8 protein-coding genes and 1 CRISPR repeat array are annotated in these 18,145 nt (G+C 68.0%); all 8 genes read right to left on the bottom strand.

The features are described 5' to 3' along the window. Window positions 1-18: 18 nt before the first annotated feature. On the bottom strand, window positions 19-1,767 hold the full coding sequence (locus tag JDY09_RS07095; protein WP_274716231.1) for a bifunctional adenosylcobinamide kinase/adenosylcobinamide-phosphate guanylyltransferase: 1,749 nt from the start codon (window positions 1,765-1,767) through the stop codon (window positions 19-21). 15 nt (window positions 1,768-1,782) lie between these two features. Next, entirely contained in the window at window positions 1,783-3,252 is a 1,470-nt protein-coding gene (locus JDY09_RS07090; RefSeq protein ID WP_428837476.1) for a cobyrinate a,c-diamide synthase, read from the bottom strand. A gap of 170 nt (window positions 3,253-3,422) precedes the next feature. After that, a complete protein-coding gene (gene cobO, locus JDY09_RS07085) occupies window positions 3,423-4,001 on the bottom strand; it encodes a cob(I)yrinic acid a,c-diamide adenosyltransferase (RefSeq protein WP_428837475.1) in 579 nt (192 codons plus the stop codon). 110 nt (window positions 4,002-4,111) lie between these two features. Further along, window positions 4,112-6,322 carry an ATP-binding protein gene (locus tag JDY09_RS07080; protein ID WP_274716228.1) on the bottom strand — a complete coding sequence of 737 codons (2,211 nt, stop codon included), beginning with the start codon at window positions 6,320-6,322 and terminating at the stop codon, window positions 4,112-4,114. Then, entirely contained in the window at window positions 6,319-10,200 is a 3,882-nt protein-coding gene (gene cobN, locus JDY09_RS07075) for a cobaltochelatase subunit CobN (RefSeq protein ID WP_274716227.1), read from the bottom strand. Before cobN ends, JDY09_RS07080 begins: the two co-directional genes overlap by 4 nt. Window positions 10,201-10,582: 382 nt before the next feature. Beyond that, a CRISPR array of direct repeats spans window positions 10,583-15,049; the repeat unit is 36 nt; unit sequence CCCTCTATGAACTCGCCTTCATACAGAAGGCGAGAC. A gap of 181 nt (window positions 15,050-15,230) precedes the next feature. Continuing rightward, window positions 15,231-15,533, bottom strand: coding sequence for a CRISPR-associated endonuclease Cas2 (gene cas2 / locus JDY09_RS07070; RefSeq protein WP_274716226.1), 303 nt, complete (start codon window positions 15,531-15,533; stop codon window positions 15,231-15,233). A 4-nt stretch (window positions 15,534-15,537) separates the two neighbouring features. Further along, window positions 15,538-17,118, bottom strand: coding sequence for a CRISPR-associated endonuclease Cas1 (cas1, locus tag JDY09_RS07065; protein ID WP_274716225.1), 1,581 nt, complete (start codon window positions 17,116-17,118; stop codon window positions 15,538-15,540). Continuing rightward, a complete protein-coding gene (locus tag JDY09_RS07060) occupies window positions 17,115-18,119 on the bottom strand; it encodes a hypothetical protein (protein ID WP_274716224.1) in 1,005 nt (334 codons plus the stop codon). The genes cas1 and JDY09_RS07060 overlap by 4 nt, the downstream gene beginning before the upstream one ends. Between the last annotated feature and the right edge of the window lie 26 nt (window positions 18,120-18,145).

Raw genomic sequence — 18,145 nt, 5'->3', positions numbered from 1 at the left:
GCTCCACCGGCCCCGCTGTCAGCCCCCGCTGTCGGCCAGCGCACGCCCGAGCGCCGCCACGAGCTTGGCGTTGGCACGCGGGTCGCGCGCGGTAATGCGCAAAAAGTCGTCGCCGAGACCGGCGAAGTTGCCGCAGCGGCGCACTGCAAAGCCGAGCTCGCGCAGCCGCGCCGCGACGCGTGCCCCGTCGGGCACGCGCACGAGGCAGAACGGAGCGACGCCCGGGAACGTCTCGACGCCATCGAGGTCGGCGAGCCGCTGGGCGAGGTCGGCACGGCGCTCGGCAGCGCGCGTCGCCGCGCGCCGCCGCTCGCGCGCCGCGCCGGCCACGGCTTCGAGCACCGCGAGCGCCAGCGCGTTCGCCGACCAGGGCGGTCGCACCGCCCGGAAACACTCGGCGAGCGGCGGTGCGGCGACGAGCCAGCCGGCGCGCAAACCGGGCACGGCGAAAAGCTTGGTGGCGCTGCGCACGACGACGACATCGGGCAGGTCGAGCGGCGCCAGCGAGACCGCGTCCGGGTCGGGCGCGAAGTCGACGAACGCCTCGTCGACCACCACCACGCGCCCGGGGCGGCGCAGCGCGAGGATGTCGTCACGGGCGGCGAGCGTGCCGCTCGCCGCCGCGGGGTTCGTTACCACCACCAGGTCGGCAGTCTCGGGCACCGCGCGCGCGTCGAGCGCGAACCCGGTCTGTGGGGTGCGCACGACATGCGTGACCGCCACGCCGTGGGTGCGCAGTCCCGCCTCGGCTTCCGTGAAAGACGGGGTCACGACGGCGGCGAGCCGCGGGCGCAGCGCCACCGCGAGCAACCACAGCGCCTCAGCGCCGCCGTTGGTCGGGACGATCTCGGCAGGGTCGCGTCCGTGCCAAGCAGCGAGAGCGCTGCACGCTGCGCGCTCGTCGGGGTAGCGGGCGGCGCGCTCGTCGAGCGCCTCGCGCAGCCGCCGGTAGAGCCACGCTGGCGGGCGCGACCCGGCGACCGTAACGGCGTGGTCGGCAAGGCCCGCGGCAAGCTCGCTGTCGCCGTGCTTGCGCAGTCGCGCGAGCTGGGGGTCGCTGGCAGCGGCGACTGCGGCGCCCGGGTCGGCGCTTGTGGCGGCGCTTGCGGCGGCGCGCGGGCTGCCGCCCCGGACGCCGCCGATCGCGCCCCCGAATCCGACGACGGGCGCTGCGCCGAGCGGCAGGGGTCGGCCAGCGACGACGAGCTCCACGGTGCGCGCCCGGTCGGCGAGCGTTCGCACGGCGTCGCCTACGAGGTCGAGCCAGAGCCGCGACCCGGCGTCGGGCGGCAACACTCCCTCGCCCGCCTGCTCGGCGACCACCACGGTCGGGGCCTTGGCGGCACGCGCGGCGAGCGCCCAGACACCGGCCGTGACGCGTTCGCGGGCGCTCGCGAACGCGTCCGCCGGTGGCTGCGCGGCGAGTGCCCCGGCGCGGTGGAGGACCGTGGCGATCCACGTGCCGAGCCCGTCGACGAGGAGCAGGCGCCTGTCGGCGACGCTCGCCAGCGCTGCCGCGAGATCGTCGCCCACCTCGACGACCTCCCAGCTCGGCGGTCGCCGCGCGCGGTGGCGGGCGATCCGCTCGGCCATCGCCTGGTCGTCGGGATCGGCGAACGCGAGGTAGGTGACCGGCAGGCCGCTGGCGCGCGCGATCGCCTCGCCGCGCTCGCTTTTGCCCGAACGCACACCGCCGAGAACGAGGACGAGCTGCGACTCCTCGAGCGGGGACGGCGCCGCGGGTGCGAGGTGGGCCGGGAGCGTCATCGCGACCGCGGCTCGTCAGGTGGGCTGCGCGACACCGCTCGCGCGCGGGGCGGATTCGCGAGCGCCACGCGGTCGCTGGCCCGCCGCAACGGGTGCGCCCGCGTGCCGGCTGGCCCAGGCGCGCGCTGCGCCGGCGAAGCCCAGCGCGATTCGGGGGAACGCCGCCCAGTGGGTGTGCAGATAGCTCGCGTGCACGCCGCCGCGGACGAAGCCCTCGCGGCGCTCCCCGGCGCGCGAGCGGAGCAGCCAGGCGCTCTGCCAGCCGAGCGCGCGCGCGAGCTGCTCGCCGTCGGCGGGCTCGACCTGCGAGTAGTGGAACTCGTGCCCGCGCACCGCCGCCGGTGCGGCGAGCCAGCCTGTGCGGGCGAGCGCTTGCGCCTCGCGGTAGCCGAGGGTCAGGCGCTCGGTCATCCGCGCGCGTGCGGGAACGACGCCGCACATCGGTTTGCCGTCGAGGCTTTCGCACAGGTAGAGGAGCCCGCCGCACTCGGCGAGCACCGGCGCACCGGCGGCGCAGAGGTCGCGGACCGCTGCGCGCAGGCGGGCGTTTGCGGCGAGCTCGCTGCTGTAGCGCTCGGGAAAACCGCCCGCGAGCAACAGGCCGGCGGTGCCGGCGGGAAGCTCCTCGTCGCGCGCAGGATCGAACGCCGCTAGCTCGACACCGGCGGCGGCGAGCAGCTCGAGGTTCTCGCGGTAGAGGAACGAGAACGCGGGGCCGCCGGCGACGGCGACCGTAACCGGTTGCGGCTGCTCGCCAAGGCCCGGCGCGAGAACCGCGCTCGGCGACCACGGGGCGGTTTCGAGCGGCGGCGCCGAGCGGGCGATCGCCATCGCGAGCTCGAGGTCGAGGTGGCGGGCGAGCGCCTCCCCGAGCTCGGCGAGCGTGCGCCGCGCCGCCGCTTCCCGCTCGCCGGCGGGGATCAACCCGAGATGGCGCTCGGGGGTGGCGAGGCGCGGGTCGCGCGGCAGCGCCCCCACGACCGGCACGCCCAGCGGGGCGACGGCTTCCCGCAAAAGCTGCTCGTGGTGCGGCGAGCCGACGCGGTTGAAGATCACACCCGCCACCCGCACGGCTGGGTCGAAGGTGCGGAAGCCGTGGACGATCGCCGCCACCGAGCGCGCCGTGGCTTGCGCGTCGACGACGAGCAGGACGGGCGCCGCGGCGAGCTTGGCGACGTGGGCGGTCGAGGCGAGCTCGCCACGCCCCGACGCGCCGTCGAACATGCCCATGACGCCCTCGACGACGGCAACGGTGGCACCGGCCGCACCGTGGGCCAGCAGCGGCGCCACCAGCTCGGGACCTGCGAGGTAGGCGTCGAGGTTGCGCCCGGGGCGGCCGGACGCGAGCGCGTGGTAGCTCGGGTCGATGTAGTCGGGCCCGACCTTGAAGCCCTGCACCCGCTCGCCCCGCGCGCGCAGCGCCGCAATCAGGCCGCACGCCACCGTCGTTTTGCCGACCCCCGACCCGGTGCCGGCGATGACCAGGCGGGGGAGCGCGAGGCGGCGGCGCGCGGGGGGTGGGTGCCGGTCGTCTGCGTCACAAGGCTCGGCCGGCGGGCGCGGCGAGCCGATTTCGCGGGGCCCAGCTGGCGGGCATGCCGCGCCGATGTCGCGGGGCGCTACAAGCGCGTGCTCGCCGGTGCCGCCGCTCCCGCTCACCACTCGATCCCCTGCTGCCCGCGGATGCCGGCGTCGAAGGGATGTTTCACCTTGCGGACCTCCGATACGAGGTCGGCAAAGTCGACGAGCGCGGGCGGCGCGTTGCGCCCGGTTAGCACCACGTGCTGAAACCCTGGCCGGTCGCGCAGCGTCGCGATCACGTCGTCGAGGTCGATCCAACCCCAGTTGATGGGGTAGGTGATCTCGTCGAGGACGAGGAAGTCGTAGCGGTGGGCGGCGATGCGGCGCTTGACCTCGGCCCAGCCCTCGCGAGCCAGTTCCGCCGAGTGCTCTAGGTCACGCGACGTCCACGACCACCCGTCGCCCATCTTCTCCCAGTCGATGCCGCCGAGGGTGGCTGCCGCCCAGGCCTCGCCGACCTTCCACTTCCCGGACTTCACGAACTGGAAGACGCCGCAACGGTACCCGCGCGCCCACGCGCGCAGCATCGTGCCGAAGGCAGAGCTCGACTTGCCCTTGCCGTCGCCGGTGATGACGATGACGAGCGGCTGGTCGCGCCGGCGCGCGCCCGGTGGGGCAGGCTTCGGCCGTTGCACGCTGGCAGGGTGCTTCAGGGCGGCGTTGTCGGCGATAGCGTCGGTGCCGGGAGTAACGGGGTCGGCGGGTTTCACGGTCCTATCTTGACGCGGGGGTGCATGGGGCGCGTCGCGTGCGACGCCCGGCGCTACCCCCACGCAGTCAGGCGGTAGAGGTGTGCTCCGAGGAGCTTGGCGATCTCGTCGCTGCGCCCGAGCCGAACCGGGCCGTCATCGGTGTCGAGCACGTGGATTTCGTCACACGCGCGCGCGAGGGCACGAGCAGCGCGCCGCTCCGCTGCCGTGAGGCGCGGGATGCGCCCGTCGGTCGCGAGCACGCACATCACCGGGCGGCTCGGCTCGCGGCGCCGTTCGGTGGTCGCGAGCTGAGCCGCGGTACGTAGGCCGTGTGCGAGCGGTGTGCGCCCGCCGGCGGGGAGGTCGCGCAACACGCGTGCGGCACGCTCGAGCGGCGCGCCGGGGCGGGCAGCAACGACTGCGCGGTTGTTGCGGAACGCGATGATGGCCACCCGGTCGCGGGCGGCGTAGGCGTCGCGCAATAGCTCTTCCAGCGCCCCTTTCAGCCGGGCGAGACGCCGACGCGCGCCCATCGAACCGCTCGCATCGACCAGCAAGCAAAGGAACGCTCCGCTGCGTCCTGCTCTTATCCGCCGGCGGAGCGGTTCGGCGAAACCGGCGCGGCGGGCTAGGAGCGTTGCGGTGACGGCGAGCTCGGGCTCGTTCTCTTCCGCGGTAGCGGTAGCAAGCGGAACGGCATCGATCGCTCCCCCCGCTCCCCGTAGGCGCAAGCGGCGGCCGCTAGTTGCGAAGGTGCTCTCGCGGTCGTTCGCGCCGCAACCTCCGTTGGCTTTGCCCGCGGCCGGCGCCGCCCGGGCGGTCAGTGCAAGCAGTTCCCGCGGGGTGAGTGCTGCTTCGGGACGCGGAGTGTGCTCACGTGGGGCGGAGGCGTTCGGGGCGTAGCGGGCGGTAGGTTCGGTGCGTCGGTCACAACGCGGTGTGTCGCGATCCGCGGCCTGGCCCGGTGGTCCCTGTGAGGGGGCGTTCGGCGCCTCGCCGCCGCGCGCAACACCATCGGCGGAGTCGCGACTGTTGGCCGAGTTAACGCCACCGGTTGCGCTATCGCTTAGATCACTCTCACCGTCAACTCGAGGGTTACGGTATTCGTGGGACTGCCCATCAATAGATGGATTGCGTTCTGGCGTTCCAATCCGCTCAAGTGCATCGGAAACGATTGCGTTAACGACATCGCCGCCAGCGTCGTCCGCGAGCGGATCACGGCGCGTTCGGTGGGCGAGGGCCAGCTCGAGAGCGCGCCTAACGTCCTCGCGCACGACCTCCTCGCGGCCCGCGAGCGCGGCAAGCGCGCGCGCAGCGCGCGCCGCGACGATGTCGCCGCGGGCACCATCGACCCCGAGCTCGGCGCAGACAGCCACGATCGCTGCGAGCAGTTGCTCGTCGAGCCGCACCTGCGGGTAGAGCGCGCGGGCGCGCGCCACGCTCGCCCTGAGCTCCTGTTGCTGCGGCTCATAGCGCGCCCGAAAGCGCACGGGATCGGCGTCGAAAGCGAGCCGGCGGCGGACGATCTCGGCGCGAGTGGCGGGGTCGCGCGGGGTCGTGGCGGTCACGGCGAGCCCGAAGCGGTCCGCCAGCTGCGGCCGCAGCTCGCCCTCCTCGGCGTTCATTGTGCCGACGAGCAGAAAGCGAGCGTCATGTTCGACTGACACCGCCTCGCGCTCGATGCGCGCTACGCCTGTGGCGGCAGCGTCGAGCAGCACGTCGACGAGGTGGTCGGGCAAGAGGTTGACCTCGTCGACGTAGAGGATGCCGTTGTGGGCGCGGGCTAGCAGTCCGGGCTCGAACACAACCTCGCCTCCGGCGAGCGCGCGCCGCAGGTCGACCGCGCCGACTAGTCGGTCGAGGGAGGCACCGAGCGGAACCTCGGCGAGCGGGACGGGTCGCTCCGCGACCGGGGCGTCGGTGGGCACCGCTCCGTCGGGTGAGCGCTCGCCGGGCGCGTAGGCGAAGCGCTGGTCGCGCGCACAGCGCACCGGCGGCAGGATCTCGCGCAACGCCCTGACCGCGGTCGACTTGGCGGTGCCGCGCTCGCCGCGGACGAGCACACCGCCGATCTCGGGCGCGACCGCGCAGACGAGGAGCGCGTCGACGAGGTCGCGTTGCCCGACGATCGCCGTGAACGGGAATATCGCGCTGGTAGGCGAGGGCTGGGACGGCGTTGGGGACTGCGGTGTGGTGGCCTCGGCGGAGCCAGCCGTGTTGCGGGCTTCCCGTCCGCCCTCCACTCGGTCGTCTGCGCCAGGCGCTTTGTCCCGCTCGCTCACGTCTCCGCTCCCTCGAGATCGCCCTCGAGTTCCAGCGCGCGCTCGCGGATCCGCTCGAGGAGTTCCGCATCAGGTTCGCCCCACAGCCCGCGCTCGGCGGCCTCAAGCAGCCGCTCGGCGATCGCGCGGGCGGCGTGCGGGTTGGAGCGTTCCATGAAGCGGGCGATGTCGGGGTCGAGCAGGTAGCGCTCGGCGATCCGCTCGTACATCCAGTCGTCGGCGACACCGGCGGTGGCGTCGTAGCCGAAGAGATAGTCGACGGTGGCGGCAAGCTCGGCAGCGCCGCGGTGGCCGTGGCGCACCATCGCGGCGATCCAGCGCGGGTTGGCGACGCGGGCGCGGAAGATGCGGCGCGTCTCCTCGGCGAGCGTGCGCGCTTTGGCGCTGCGCGGGTCGGCGGCGTCGCCGATGTAGGCGGCGGGGTCGCGGCCGGTGAGCGCGCGCACCATCGCCACCATGCCACCGTGGTACTGGAAGTAGTCGGCCGAGTCGAGGATGTCGTGCTCGCGCGTGTCGAGGTTCTTGACCGCCGCTTCGATGCGCGCGTAACAGTCGCGCATTGCGTCGCGTGCCTCGACGCCGTAACGCCCGCGCCCGTAGGCGTAGCCGCCCCAGGCGGCGTAGACCTCGGCGAGGTCGGCGTCGTCACGCCAGTCGCGCGCGTCGACGAGCTGCTCGAGACCGGCACCGTAGGCGCCCGGCTTCGACCCGAAGATGCGTGTCGTTGCGCGCAGCCAGGCCTCGTCGCGACCGAGCTCGGCGGCGAGCCGGCGCGCGTCGGCGCGCGCGTGGGCGGCGACGAAGTTGCGTTCGTCGGGTTCGTCGAGCGCGGCGACAGCCGCTATGGCGCGGTCAAGTAGCTCGACCAGTGGACCAAAGGCGTCGCGGAAGAAGCCGGAGATCCGCAGCGTGACGTCGATGCGGGGACGGCCGAGCTCCTCGAGCGGGACGATCTCGAAGCCCGTGACGCGCCGCGACTCGCGCGCCCAGCGTGGGCGCACCCCGATCAGCCACATCGCCTCGGCGATGTCGTCGCCCTGGGTGCGCATCGCCGAGGTTCCCCATGCGACGAGCCCAACCATCCGCGGCCAATCGCCGTGGTCGCGGCGATGGCGCTCGAGCAGCGCGTCGGCGAGGCGCTGGCCGACATCGAAAGCAAGTTTGGAGGGGATAGCGCGCGGGTCGATGCCGTAGAAGTTGCGACCGGTAGGAAGGACGTCGAGGCGGCCGCGGGTTGGGCTGCCCGAGGGCCCGGAGGGGACGTGCCGCCCGCGCAGCGCGGCGAGCAGGTTGTCGAGCTCGTCGCTCGTTGCGCGCAGGCGCGGTACGACCTCGCTACAGGCGAAGCGCAGCACGAGCTCGAGCTCGGCGCGGGCGCGACCGTCCCGCGCTGGTTCGCCGATCAGGTTGTCGAGCGTCGCGCTAACGGCCTCGGGCGCCCAGTCGCGCTCGTCGAGCGCGGCGAGCAGCGCGTGCTGGGCCTCTTCGAGGCGGTCGATGAGGTCGCCGGCGCTTGAGGCAGGGCCGGGGAAGCGCTTGAGGAGGGCGGCCGGCGCCTCGCCTGCGGCGAGGCGCCGGCCGGGCCGCTCGACTAGTGCCCGCTCGTCGACGCCGAAAAACGCCCCCACCGCTTCGCGCAGCCCAGGGAGGCCCGCTTGCGGCACCTGCATGAGCGCCGCGACGAGTTTGCAGAGCGCTTCGCCGGCGGGCGCTTCGCCAAGCACGTGGAAGCCCTCGTGGATCTGGATGTCTTTGACCTCGCAGAGGTAGCCGTCGATGTGCTCGACGAGCTGGCCGAGGTCCTCGGGCTGCTCGTCGACACCGATCTCCTGTTGCAGGTTGGCTTTCTCGACGGCCTCCCAGATGCGCGCGGCGAGCGCGGGCAGCTTGTCGGGGTCGAGGACTTCGAGGCGGGCGTACTCGTCGAGGAGGTTTTCGAGCTCGGCGAGCTCGTCGTAGGTGCCGGCGCGGCCGAGCGGCGGCACGAGGTGGTCGATGATCACGGCGTGCGCCCGGCGCTTCGCTTGGATGCCTTCGCCGGGGTCGTTGACGATGAACGGGTAGAGGAACGGGAGGTCGCCGATCGCCGCGTCGGGCGCGCAGGCGGGGGAGAGGGCGATTGTTTTGCCGGGCAGCCACTCGAGCGTGCCGTGTTTGCCGAGCTGCACACAGGCGTCGGCGCGCCAGTGGTGGTCGAGGAAGCGGTAGCAGGCGAGGTAGTGGTGAGAGGGGGGAAGCGAGGCGTCGTGGTAGATGGCGACCGGGTCGTCGCCCCAGCCGCGCGGCGGTTGCACCATCACAAGCACGTTGCCGAGCTCGATCGCCGGCACGTGGAACGCTCCGTCGCGCACGTAGCGCTCGCCGGGCGGCGGGCCCCAGCGCTCTTCGACGGCGCGCCGCAGCTCTTCGGGGAGCGTGCGGTACCAGGCGAGGTAGTCGTCGACTGCCATGCGCAGGCCGCCGTCGCCCACGGCTTCGCCGAGGTCTTCGTCGGGCGCACCGGCTGCCCGCAGCGCCGCCATGAGCTCGTCGCCGTCTTCGAAGGGGCGCTCGACGCGCATGCCGTCGGCGGCGAGGGCGTCGAGCAGGCGCAGGGCGCTGCGGGCGGTGTCGAGCCCAACGGCCATGCCGAGCCGCGCGCGCCGCGAGGGGAAGGAGGTGAGGACGATTGCAACGCGCCGCTCGCCGGCGGGGGTGTGGCGCAGGCGGGCGTGGCGCACGGCGAGCCGCGCGACGCGGCGGCAGCGCTCGCGGTCGGGGACGTAGCGGGCGAGCGGCGCGCCGACCGGCGAGCCGCCTTGCTCACGCTCTTTGAAGGAGATGACGCCGGCAATGATGCGCCCGTCGAACTCGGGGATCGCCACTTGGGTTGCAGCATCGAGCGGCCCGAGCCCGGTTTCGGAAGCTAGCCAGCGCGCGCGCGGCCAGGTGCAGCACACGGCCTGGATCACGGGCACGCCGAGCTCGCGCAGCGGCCGCTCGTCCCAGTCGAGCCAGGTGTCGGCGGCTGGAGACCCCGTCGCGGCCTCCGATGCCGCGCCAGCGCCCGATGCCACGCGAGCGGCCGAGCCCGCAGCCCCCGCTCGCGCGTCGCCCTGGCTAGACCCTCCGGTGGCGAGCATCGTCGTAATGAGGGCGTCCACCCGCACGCGGCCCTCGCTGTCGCGCAAGAGCTCAAAGGCTTCGACTCGCCCGTCGGGCCCGGGGCGGAGCGTGTAGCTCCACACGCCGATGGCGTTGGCGCCAGCTTCCTCGATCGCTCGTGCGAGCTCTTCGACGAACGCGGTGTTGCCGGCGAGGAGGTGCGAGCGGTAGAAGCAGACGGCGATGGTGGGGCGCGAGCTGTCGAGACGGGCGAACGCCTCCTCCACGTCTTCGACGGCGCCGGTCGCGGGCAGCCAAAGCCCGGTGTCGGGGATCGCGCGCGGCGGCTCGAACCCGTAGCCGGTGAGGAGGAAGGTGTCGGCGAGGAAGCGCAGGAGGTGCTCGAGGTTGCGTGGGTCGGGGTGGCGGAGGTATTCGCCGCAGGTGGCAACAGCGCCGGCGGGGGCGAGCGAGAGGGCGGTCATTTCAGCGTCGGGTTGGGCTTCGCCGCCGAGCGCGACGAGTGCGATCCCTTGTTGGCGGCAGCGTTCGCGCAGGAGGTCGAAGCCGGCCTGCCAGCCGCGCCGTCCGCCAAGCACGCGACAGACCACGACGCGCGCATCACGCGCGATCGCGTCGACGAGCTCCTCGACCGACGCCTCCTCACCCTGCCCGGTGGGGCCGGGGTTGAAGCACCGCACGGTGGGGAAGTCGGGCTCGGCGCGGCGCAACCGTTCGACAGCGCGCGCACAGGCAAGGATCTCGGTGTCGGCGGTGGTGACGAGGTGGAGCATGGGTGTAACCGCGCTACTCAGATATTTGCGTACGCGTGCCGCAAGCGCTGTGCGACGGAGCGTACTCGGCTTGCCTCAACGCGGACGGGTAGCGAACGGGTCGCAGTCTGGAGGCGGTCTCCTGATCTGCCGAGGTGCGCGGCCCGCATCGTTCGCCACTATCAGTCGAATCCTCGCCCGGCACCATCACTTTCGGTGATACTCCTCAGTGCTCAGAACTACCGCTGAGGGTGCGACAAGCAAGCCTGTTTCGGAACGTCTGCCAATCAGCCTCTGATTATCTCTCGCTCAGCAGTCTGTTCTGTACTTGGGACAAACTGAGACAACTATGCATGGATGCCGAGACGACGGCGAGCTGCGCGATGGGGTCGAGCTCGAGGCAGCCTCTATGAACTCGCCTTCATACAGAAGGCGAGACACACCATGCTGCTGGCGCGGGTGACAGACAAACCGCCTCTATGAACTCGCCTTCATACAGAAGGCGAGACGCGCGCGGCTCGTCAAGCTGGGGCGCGACAACGAGCCTCTATGAACTCGCCTTCATACAGAAGGCGAGACAGAGTGAAGACGATATCCGCGCAGCCATTGAGCGCGGGCCTCTATGAACTCGCCTTCATACAGAAGGCGAGACCGAAACGGGCGGGGACGCCGAGCTTGTCGCGTGGCCTCTATGAACTCGCCTTCATACAGAAGGCGAGACGCACGCAATGCCCCCCAACACCGTGGTGTTGGTGTCGCCTCTATGAACTCGCCTTCATACAGAAGGCGAGACGTCGGTGGCGCAACAAACCTGGCGACAGAAATGGGCCTCTATGAACTCGCCTTCATACAGAAGGCGAGACAGCTGCTCGACACCGACTGGCGGGCGTGGGCGGACCCTCTATGAACTCGCCTTCATACAGAAGGCGAGACCCTCGGATACGTCGGGGGGTCTTACATGACGTTTCGCCCTCTATGAACTCGCCTTCATACAGAAGGCGAGACCGCGAGGGCCTCCGGCCCCATTTGCTCGCGCGCGTCCCTCTATGAACTCGCCTTCATACAGAAGGCGAGACAGCTGCTCGACACCGACTGGCGGGCGTGGGCGGACCCTCTATGAACTCGCCTTCATACAGAAGGCGAGACTGCAGGTGCCGCTTGGTGAGCGCTTCCCGTTCGGCCCCTCTATGAACTCGCCTTCATACAGAAGGCGAGACTCCGAGGATGCCGCGACTCACCGCATCCCCCCCTTTACCCTCTATGAACTCGCCTTCATACAGAAGGCGAGACTCAGTTCTTCCGCCTGTAGCTTCCCCTTACCTTGGCCCTCTATGAACTCGCCTTCATACAGAAGGCGAGACCGAGGTGGAGTCTGTTGTGCGCCGCTACCGGCACCCCTCTATGAACTCGCCTTCATACAGAAGGCGAGACAACGATGATGCGCTGGAGTTCGGGGGTGAGGAGGCCCTCTATGAACTCGCCTTCATACAGAAGGCGAGACGCGGCAGGACTCGTTGGGGTCGCCGTCGAACTGGGTCCCTCTATGAACTCGCCTTCATACAGAAGGCGAGACACGCAGCGGCGAGCGGGCCGGTCAAGCTGACAGCTGCCCTCTATGAACTCGCCTTCATACAGAAGGCGAGACCCGGTGTGCGGGCGGCCCGTGGACGTCACCGACGACCCTCTATGAACTCGCCTTCATACAGAAGGCGAGACCCGTGCGGGCTTCGGCGCGCGCGGCAGTCCGTCATCCCTCTATGAACTCGCCTTCATACAGAAGGCGAGACACGACCCGCCTGAACCTGAGGGCACCTGGCCCGACGACCCTCTATGAACTCGCCTTCATACAGAAGGCGAGACGTGGCGTTCTACGCTACGGGTGTGGAACGCAACGGCCCTCTATGAACTCGCCTTCATACAGAAGGCGAGACCTGATTCCGACGCCGCTGTCGGCGGATCGGTTACGACCCTCTATGAACTCGCCTTCATACAGAAGGCGAGACCTGGCGGCGCCGGCGGGTCCGGCGGGGGCGGCTGCCCTCTATGAACTCGCCTTCATACAGAAGGCGAGACCTGGCGGCGCCGGCGGGTCCGGCGGGGGCGGCTGCCCTCTATGAACTCGCCTTCATACAGAAGGCGAGACGCGCGGCGCCCACTGGTGGGTGGTTGCGCGCCAACCGCCCTCTATGAACTCGCCTTCATACAGAAGGCGAGACCCATGAACACGCAGACCTCCAAATTCGCCGGGTGCTACCCTCTATGAACTCGCCTTCATACAGAAGGCGAGACCTTTTGCGCGGCGAGGAGCTTGCCATCAACACATCCCTCTATGAACTCGCCTTCATACAGAAGGCGAGACCGCCCCACTCGGCCACCCAGACCAGATACGCCTGCGCCCCTCTATGAACTCGCCTTCATACAGAAGGCGAGACCAGCGGCGCGACGCGCCGCTGCTGGAGCGCTGCCGCCCTCTATGAACTCGCCTTCATACAGAAGGCGAGACAGGAAGATGGCACTTCCACTAGCACCCGGCGAATCCCTCTATGAACTCGCCTTCATATAGAAGGCGAGACGTTCGATCAGCTCGGCTGGGGTGTTCTGTGTGGTTCCCTCTATGAACTCGCCTTCATACAGAAGGCGAGACAGGGAGACGACGGACTACCTCGCGCGGGCGTATCTGGTCCCTCTATGAACTCGCCTTCATACAGAAGGCGAGACCTCGGTTTCGGGTCTGCCGGTGAGCTGCGCCGCTGCCCTCTATGAACTCGCCTTCATACAGAAGGCGAGACTCGCGGGGGAGCTGTCCTGGGGGCGCGTCGAGCTGCACCCTCTATGAACTCGCCTTCATACAGAAGGCGAGACGTGTTACAAGAGAACGATGTTACGCAAACCATCAATCCCTCTATGAACTCGCCTTCATACAGAAGGCGAGACCCTGACGGCGTAGATCATTTCGCGCTGTGTTCCGGCCCTCTATGAACTCGCCTTCATACAGAAGGCGAGACGGGCTTGCGTGGCGCTCGTTCGCCTCGATCGCGCGGAGGCCCTCTATGAACTCGCCTTCATACAGAAGGCGAGACGCAGCTGTGCATCGGTGCCGCGCACGATGTTGGCGATCCCTCTATGAACTCGCCTTCATACAGAAGGCGAGACTCGACGATCGCCGCCTCGGCCGGCGTCAGCGGCCCGTACCCTCTATGAACTCGCCTTCATACAGAAGGCGAGACAGCGACGTCTCGATGGCGCGCCGCCCGTCGAGGTACCCCTCTATGAACTCGCCTTCATACAGAAGGCGAGACGTAGCAGTACCGAACCGAACGAAAGGAGAAGGAACAACCCTCTATGAACTCGCCTTCATACAGAAGGCGAGACGCTGGTGGCGCGTAGCCGCGACGTCTCATATCAGTCCCTCTATGAACTCGCCTTCATACAGAAGGCGAGACCAGAACGGCTCTCATAGCCTCTCGTGAGGTCCTTTCCCTCTATGAACTCGCCTTCATACAGAAGGCGAGACGAGCAGGCAGCGATCTGGCAGACGATCTGCTAGACCCTCTATGAACTCGCCTTCATACAGAAGGCGAGACTCTGGTCTCCTTGTCCGTTCCATGGTGCGGTCGCCGAGCCCCTCTATGAACTCGCCTTCATACAGAAGGCGAGACTCGAGCTGCAGTGGCAGACGGGGGATGGCGAGACCCCCTCTATGAACTCGCCTTCATACAGAAGGCGAGACTGATCAAGATGATCGAGCGGCGCGACCCGTCGCTTCCCCTCTATGAACTCGCCTTCATACAGAAGGCGAGACGTCTTGATGTGTCTTGCCCTACTTTTGTTGTCGCCATCCCTCTATGAACTCGCCTTCATACAGAAGGCGAGACCGCGGCACCTCGAACGCTGTGGCGCGCACAACCTGTCCCTCTATGAACTCGCCTTCATACAGAAGGCGAGACAGGTGCTTGAGCTTCGGGAGCTGCTTGGGGCTGCGCCCCTCTATGAACTCGCCTTCATACAGAAGGCGAGACCGCGCTATCTGCTGCAAGGTCTCAATCTTGATTTCCCCTCTATGAACTCGCCTTCATACAGAAGGCGAGACACAGCAGCGGCGTCCGCCCGCCCCGGGAGCTGTAACCCTCTATGAACTCGCCTTCATACAGAAGGCGAGACCCGCCTAGCGTCGCGCCGTAGCGGCGCGCAACCTCAAGCCCTCTATGAACTCGCCTTCATACAGAAGGCGAGACTTGCGGGCGAGACAATCGCGGACGGCGCGGGCCTTCCCTCTATGAACTCGCCTTCATACAGAAGGCGAGACTTGGAACCACCCGGCGGCGAACCGTTGCGGGAACCCCTCTATGAACTCGCCTTCATACAGAAGGCGAGACAGCGCTCCGCGGACCGGGCGTCGCGCCTGGCCGACCCTCTATGAACTCGCCTTCATACAGAAGGCGAGACTGGTGGACCTCGTGGAGTCGATCGAGGGGGACGAGGTCCCTCTATGAACTCGCCTTCATACAGAAGGCGAGACAGCGCGATCGAAGGGTATGTCGCCCCGATCGGATCCCCTCTATGAACTCGCCTTCATACAGAAGGCGAGACAGCGCGATCGAAGGGTATGTCGCCCCGATCGGATCCCCTCTATGAACTCGCCTTCATACAGAAGGCGAGACCTCGCGGTCACCGCCACGGTGAGCGCGTCGACACGCCCTCTATGAACTCGCCTTCATACAGAAGGCGAGACGGCGCTCTTGGTGCCCTTTCGTGCTGCCTCGATCCCTCTATGAACTCGCCTTCATACAGAAGGCGAGACGGTGGGTGGCACGCGCCGGAACGGTTCGGGTGGCCCTCTATGAACTCGCCTTCATACAGAAGGCGAGACCGCGGTCTGAAAAACCGCGCAAAATGCAGGTAAAAACGTACGCTGTGCGCAGGGTGGGTTCTCCGGTACAGGGGTTTTCAAGCTCCGAGCGATCTGATCCGTGCGGAAATGCACGGTTTGCAGGTAGTTTAGCGGTGCGCAGGGTCGCAGAGATTTTCGTGATACCGGAGCCCGCACGTGGCTACAAGACGAGCGCCGTGTCGTCGCCTGTGATGCGTCGGCGTAGTCCGAGAAAGCGCATGCGCTTAGTGCTCGCGGAGCGAGTGGGCCCGAGGAGACAGAGAAGGACGCTGTCTTCATTTGGGTGTATCGCGCGAGCCAGCTGCCGTTCGAGCCGAACGAACTGTGCGGGTCTCCCGTCGACGATGAAGACACTGTACTGCACTCGGTCCCCGTGCCGCTGCAGCAACTCGGCGACCTCGTTACGCCGCCGGTCGTCCGCGATGTCGTAGGCGACGAGAAGACGCAACGTGGACTCGCTCATAGTGCTAACGCAGGAGGATCGGGTGATAAGTGGATAGCTCCCTCCGAAAGAAGGCAAGCAGGAGGCGAGCTTGAATCTCCATTGCACGGCGCCAAGACACCCGATAGCCGAACCGCGGATGTCGGAACTCGGTCATTACTCGTCGCTCGTACGCAGAAATCAACGCTTTGCGTCCTCGATCGATCAACCGTGGAGTACCGAGGTCCGACCGGAAATCGGATTCGCGTAGTTCACCGTTGTTGACCGCCCATACGAAGGCCGAATCAGCGATCACCGGGCGGAACTCCTCCATCAGATCCAGGGCCAGGGCTGGTTTGTTCCGGACTGGCGAGTGCAGCACGCCTCCGGCCGGGTCTAAACCGCAGGCTGCGACAGCTCGCAGAGCGTCAGACAGCAAAAGAGCGTAGAGAAGATTCAAACACGCATTGCCTGCGTCGCCAGCGGGGCGTCCCGAGCGACGTTCGAAACGCGCCCAAGGCTGCTTGAGCGCGGCCGACAAACCCTGGAAATAGATGACGGCCGCGCGGCCCTCTATCCCGAGCGCGGTGTCGACACTCGGCGCGGTCTTAGCAGCTTCCGCTAGAGAGAGAAGGCTTTCACGCTCGGGAGCAGCGTGGCGTCGCAAAAACGCAGCCTGATTTGTGATCTTTGCACTGACGATCCGTCGAGCCACGTCTGTGCGGCGCTCGTCGTCGACGCTGTACTGGTATCGCCGCACGTCTCCGTTCGGCCCCTCGGCGGGTGTCGCCCAGCCGACCACACGTCCGTTCCATGTGCACCACACGATGGGAAAGCCGCGGGTCAGAACCTCGCGAATTACGGCGGACGACATATCGGCGTTGCCATGCGCGACCACCCCGATGACTTGTTCGATTGGAACCCTCTGCGGATCGTCCGCCTCGGGTGTGAACACCTCGATGCGTCCAGCTCGGAAGCGTGCCTTCGCCCCCGGGGTGGTGAGGTGGAGAACGTGACCTGCAGGGTCGGTGGCGGATATGCGCCGAGCCGGCGATCTACCAAGATGCTCGTCGGGCAGGCAAATGGAGACGTGGCTGCAGCGGTAACACCGGGGATCGTCTTCGAGCGGCGGCGGAGGTTCGGGGCTCATCACGACCGCCCGGCATGCCTCGAGATGTTCGAGTGCGAGATCGCGCAGATCGTTATCGAGTCTCACCTCGACCCGACGCCGGAGGGTCGCGTTCCAGATCTCGGCCCCCGCGACCTCGTACCCCATTTCCTCGAGACACATCGCTTGTAGGGCGAGCTGAACTTGCGTTCGCAGCGAGACCGGAAGCTTGCGGCGAACGGGTGTGGCCTTGTGCTCGACCAAGGTCACAGCGCCGCCATCGCCGATCTCGACGACGTCGCACCGGCCGGTGACTCCCAGGCGTTCGGACTGCAGACCTACCGACGTTAGGCGCTTCGACCTGCCCGTAGACGGGTCGTCGACGGCCACGTGCGCCTCTTTCCCTTCTGCGATCTGCGCCACGTCGACCGTGTCGCCATGCGCCTCAAGCCAGGCGCAACGCGGACAGTATGCATGCTGTGCAACGAGAGCGATCGGCAGCCGCGTGTCGGCGCTCACCCAATGTCAACTCGGATCCCCGTCTCGAAATAAAATTTCACCATTTGCTTAGTCGACAAATTACGTACTGGGAAAAGGACGAGTTCTCTGACACCCAGAGCACGGAGTCGCTTCCGCGCAGCAAGATTCTCCCGACTGCGGTTCTCACCGTTGAGTCCAATGGTCAACTCCCGTGCGACCCCCGCAAGATCGGAACTCATCAGAAGCGCACGGAGGCGGGCGAAGGTTGCAGGACGTCCCAGTATCGGAAACACTGCAGCGTCGGGCCGACGTGACGCGTCGGCCCGGACGATGGCGGGGGTGAGGGATACGCCTCTCGAACGTTGGGCGACGGGCAGAGCGGCGAGCCCGATCCCGGCCAAAAACTCTGCGGTTACGTCGGAGGGGGACTTGGGCGGCGCCCAAGGTGACTCGGCCCCGTGCTCGCTGCGACCGTTCTCCCACAAGTCCGCAGCGAGAGCTTTCACGCGCAGTTCGCGGAAAACCTTGCGCACGAGGTCTGTGCTCTTGTTTATCACTGCGCCATCGAAAGCCGTGGCACCGACGCTCGGATCGAACTTGGTGCCCCGTTCCTGAGGCAGCCACGTGACCGGGGTGCCAAGGCCTTCACAGAGCGCCGTCGCGAGGTGCGCGCCTGGGCCGTGCCGTTCCAGCAAACCTCGTATGAGACGGTGCCTTACGATGACTGCCTCTCGTGCCAGATCCGGGTCGCCACCGTAGGTGTCGCGCGCACGTATCGTCGGTTTGCGTTCCCCTCGCGACTTTGCCTCTCGGTCGTGTTCGAGAACCGCTTCGATGTCCTCGATAGCGGCCTCGAAGACGGCCCGAACCTCGCTCCTCGGCAGCGCCGTGGCGAGATAAGGCTCGAATGTGAGTGATGCGTTCTCGTGCCCGACCCGCACGGTCTCGTCACCGTAGGCATCGAGAATCGTCGCAAGGCCCAAAACCGCGAGGTGCGAGACGAGAAAGATGCCGCTCACAGGGGGCTTGAGCACGGTCACCGCGTCCGTGCTCTCTAGTGCGGTGT

It is taken from the genome of Thermoleophilum album, from assembly GCF_028867705.1.
Taxonomy (GTDB): domain Bacteria; phylum Actinomycetota; class Thermoleophilia; order Solirubrobacterales; family Thermoleophilaceae; genus Thermoleophilum.
Note: the sequence above shows the minus strand (reverse complement) of the source record. Positions and strands in the feature narration are given on the sequence as shown.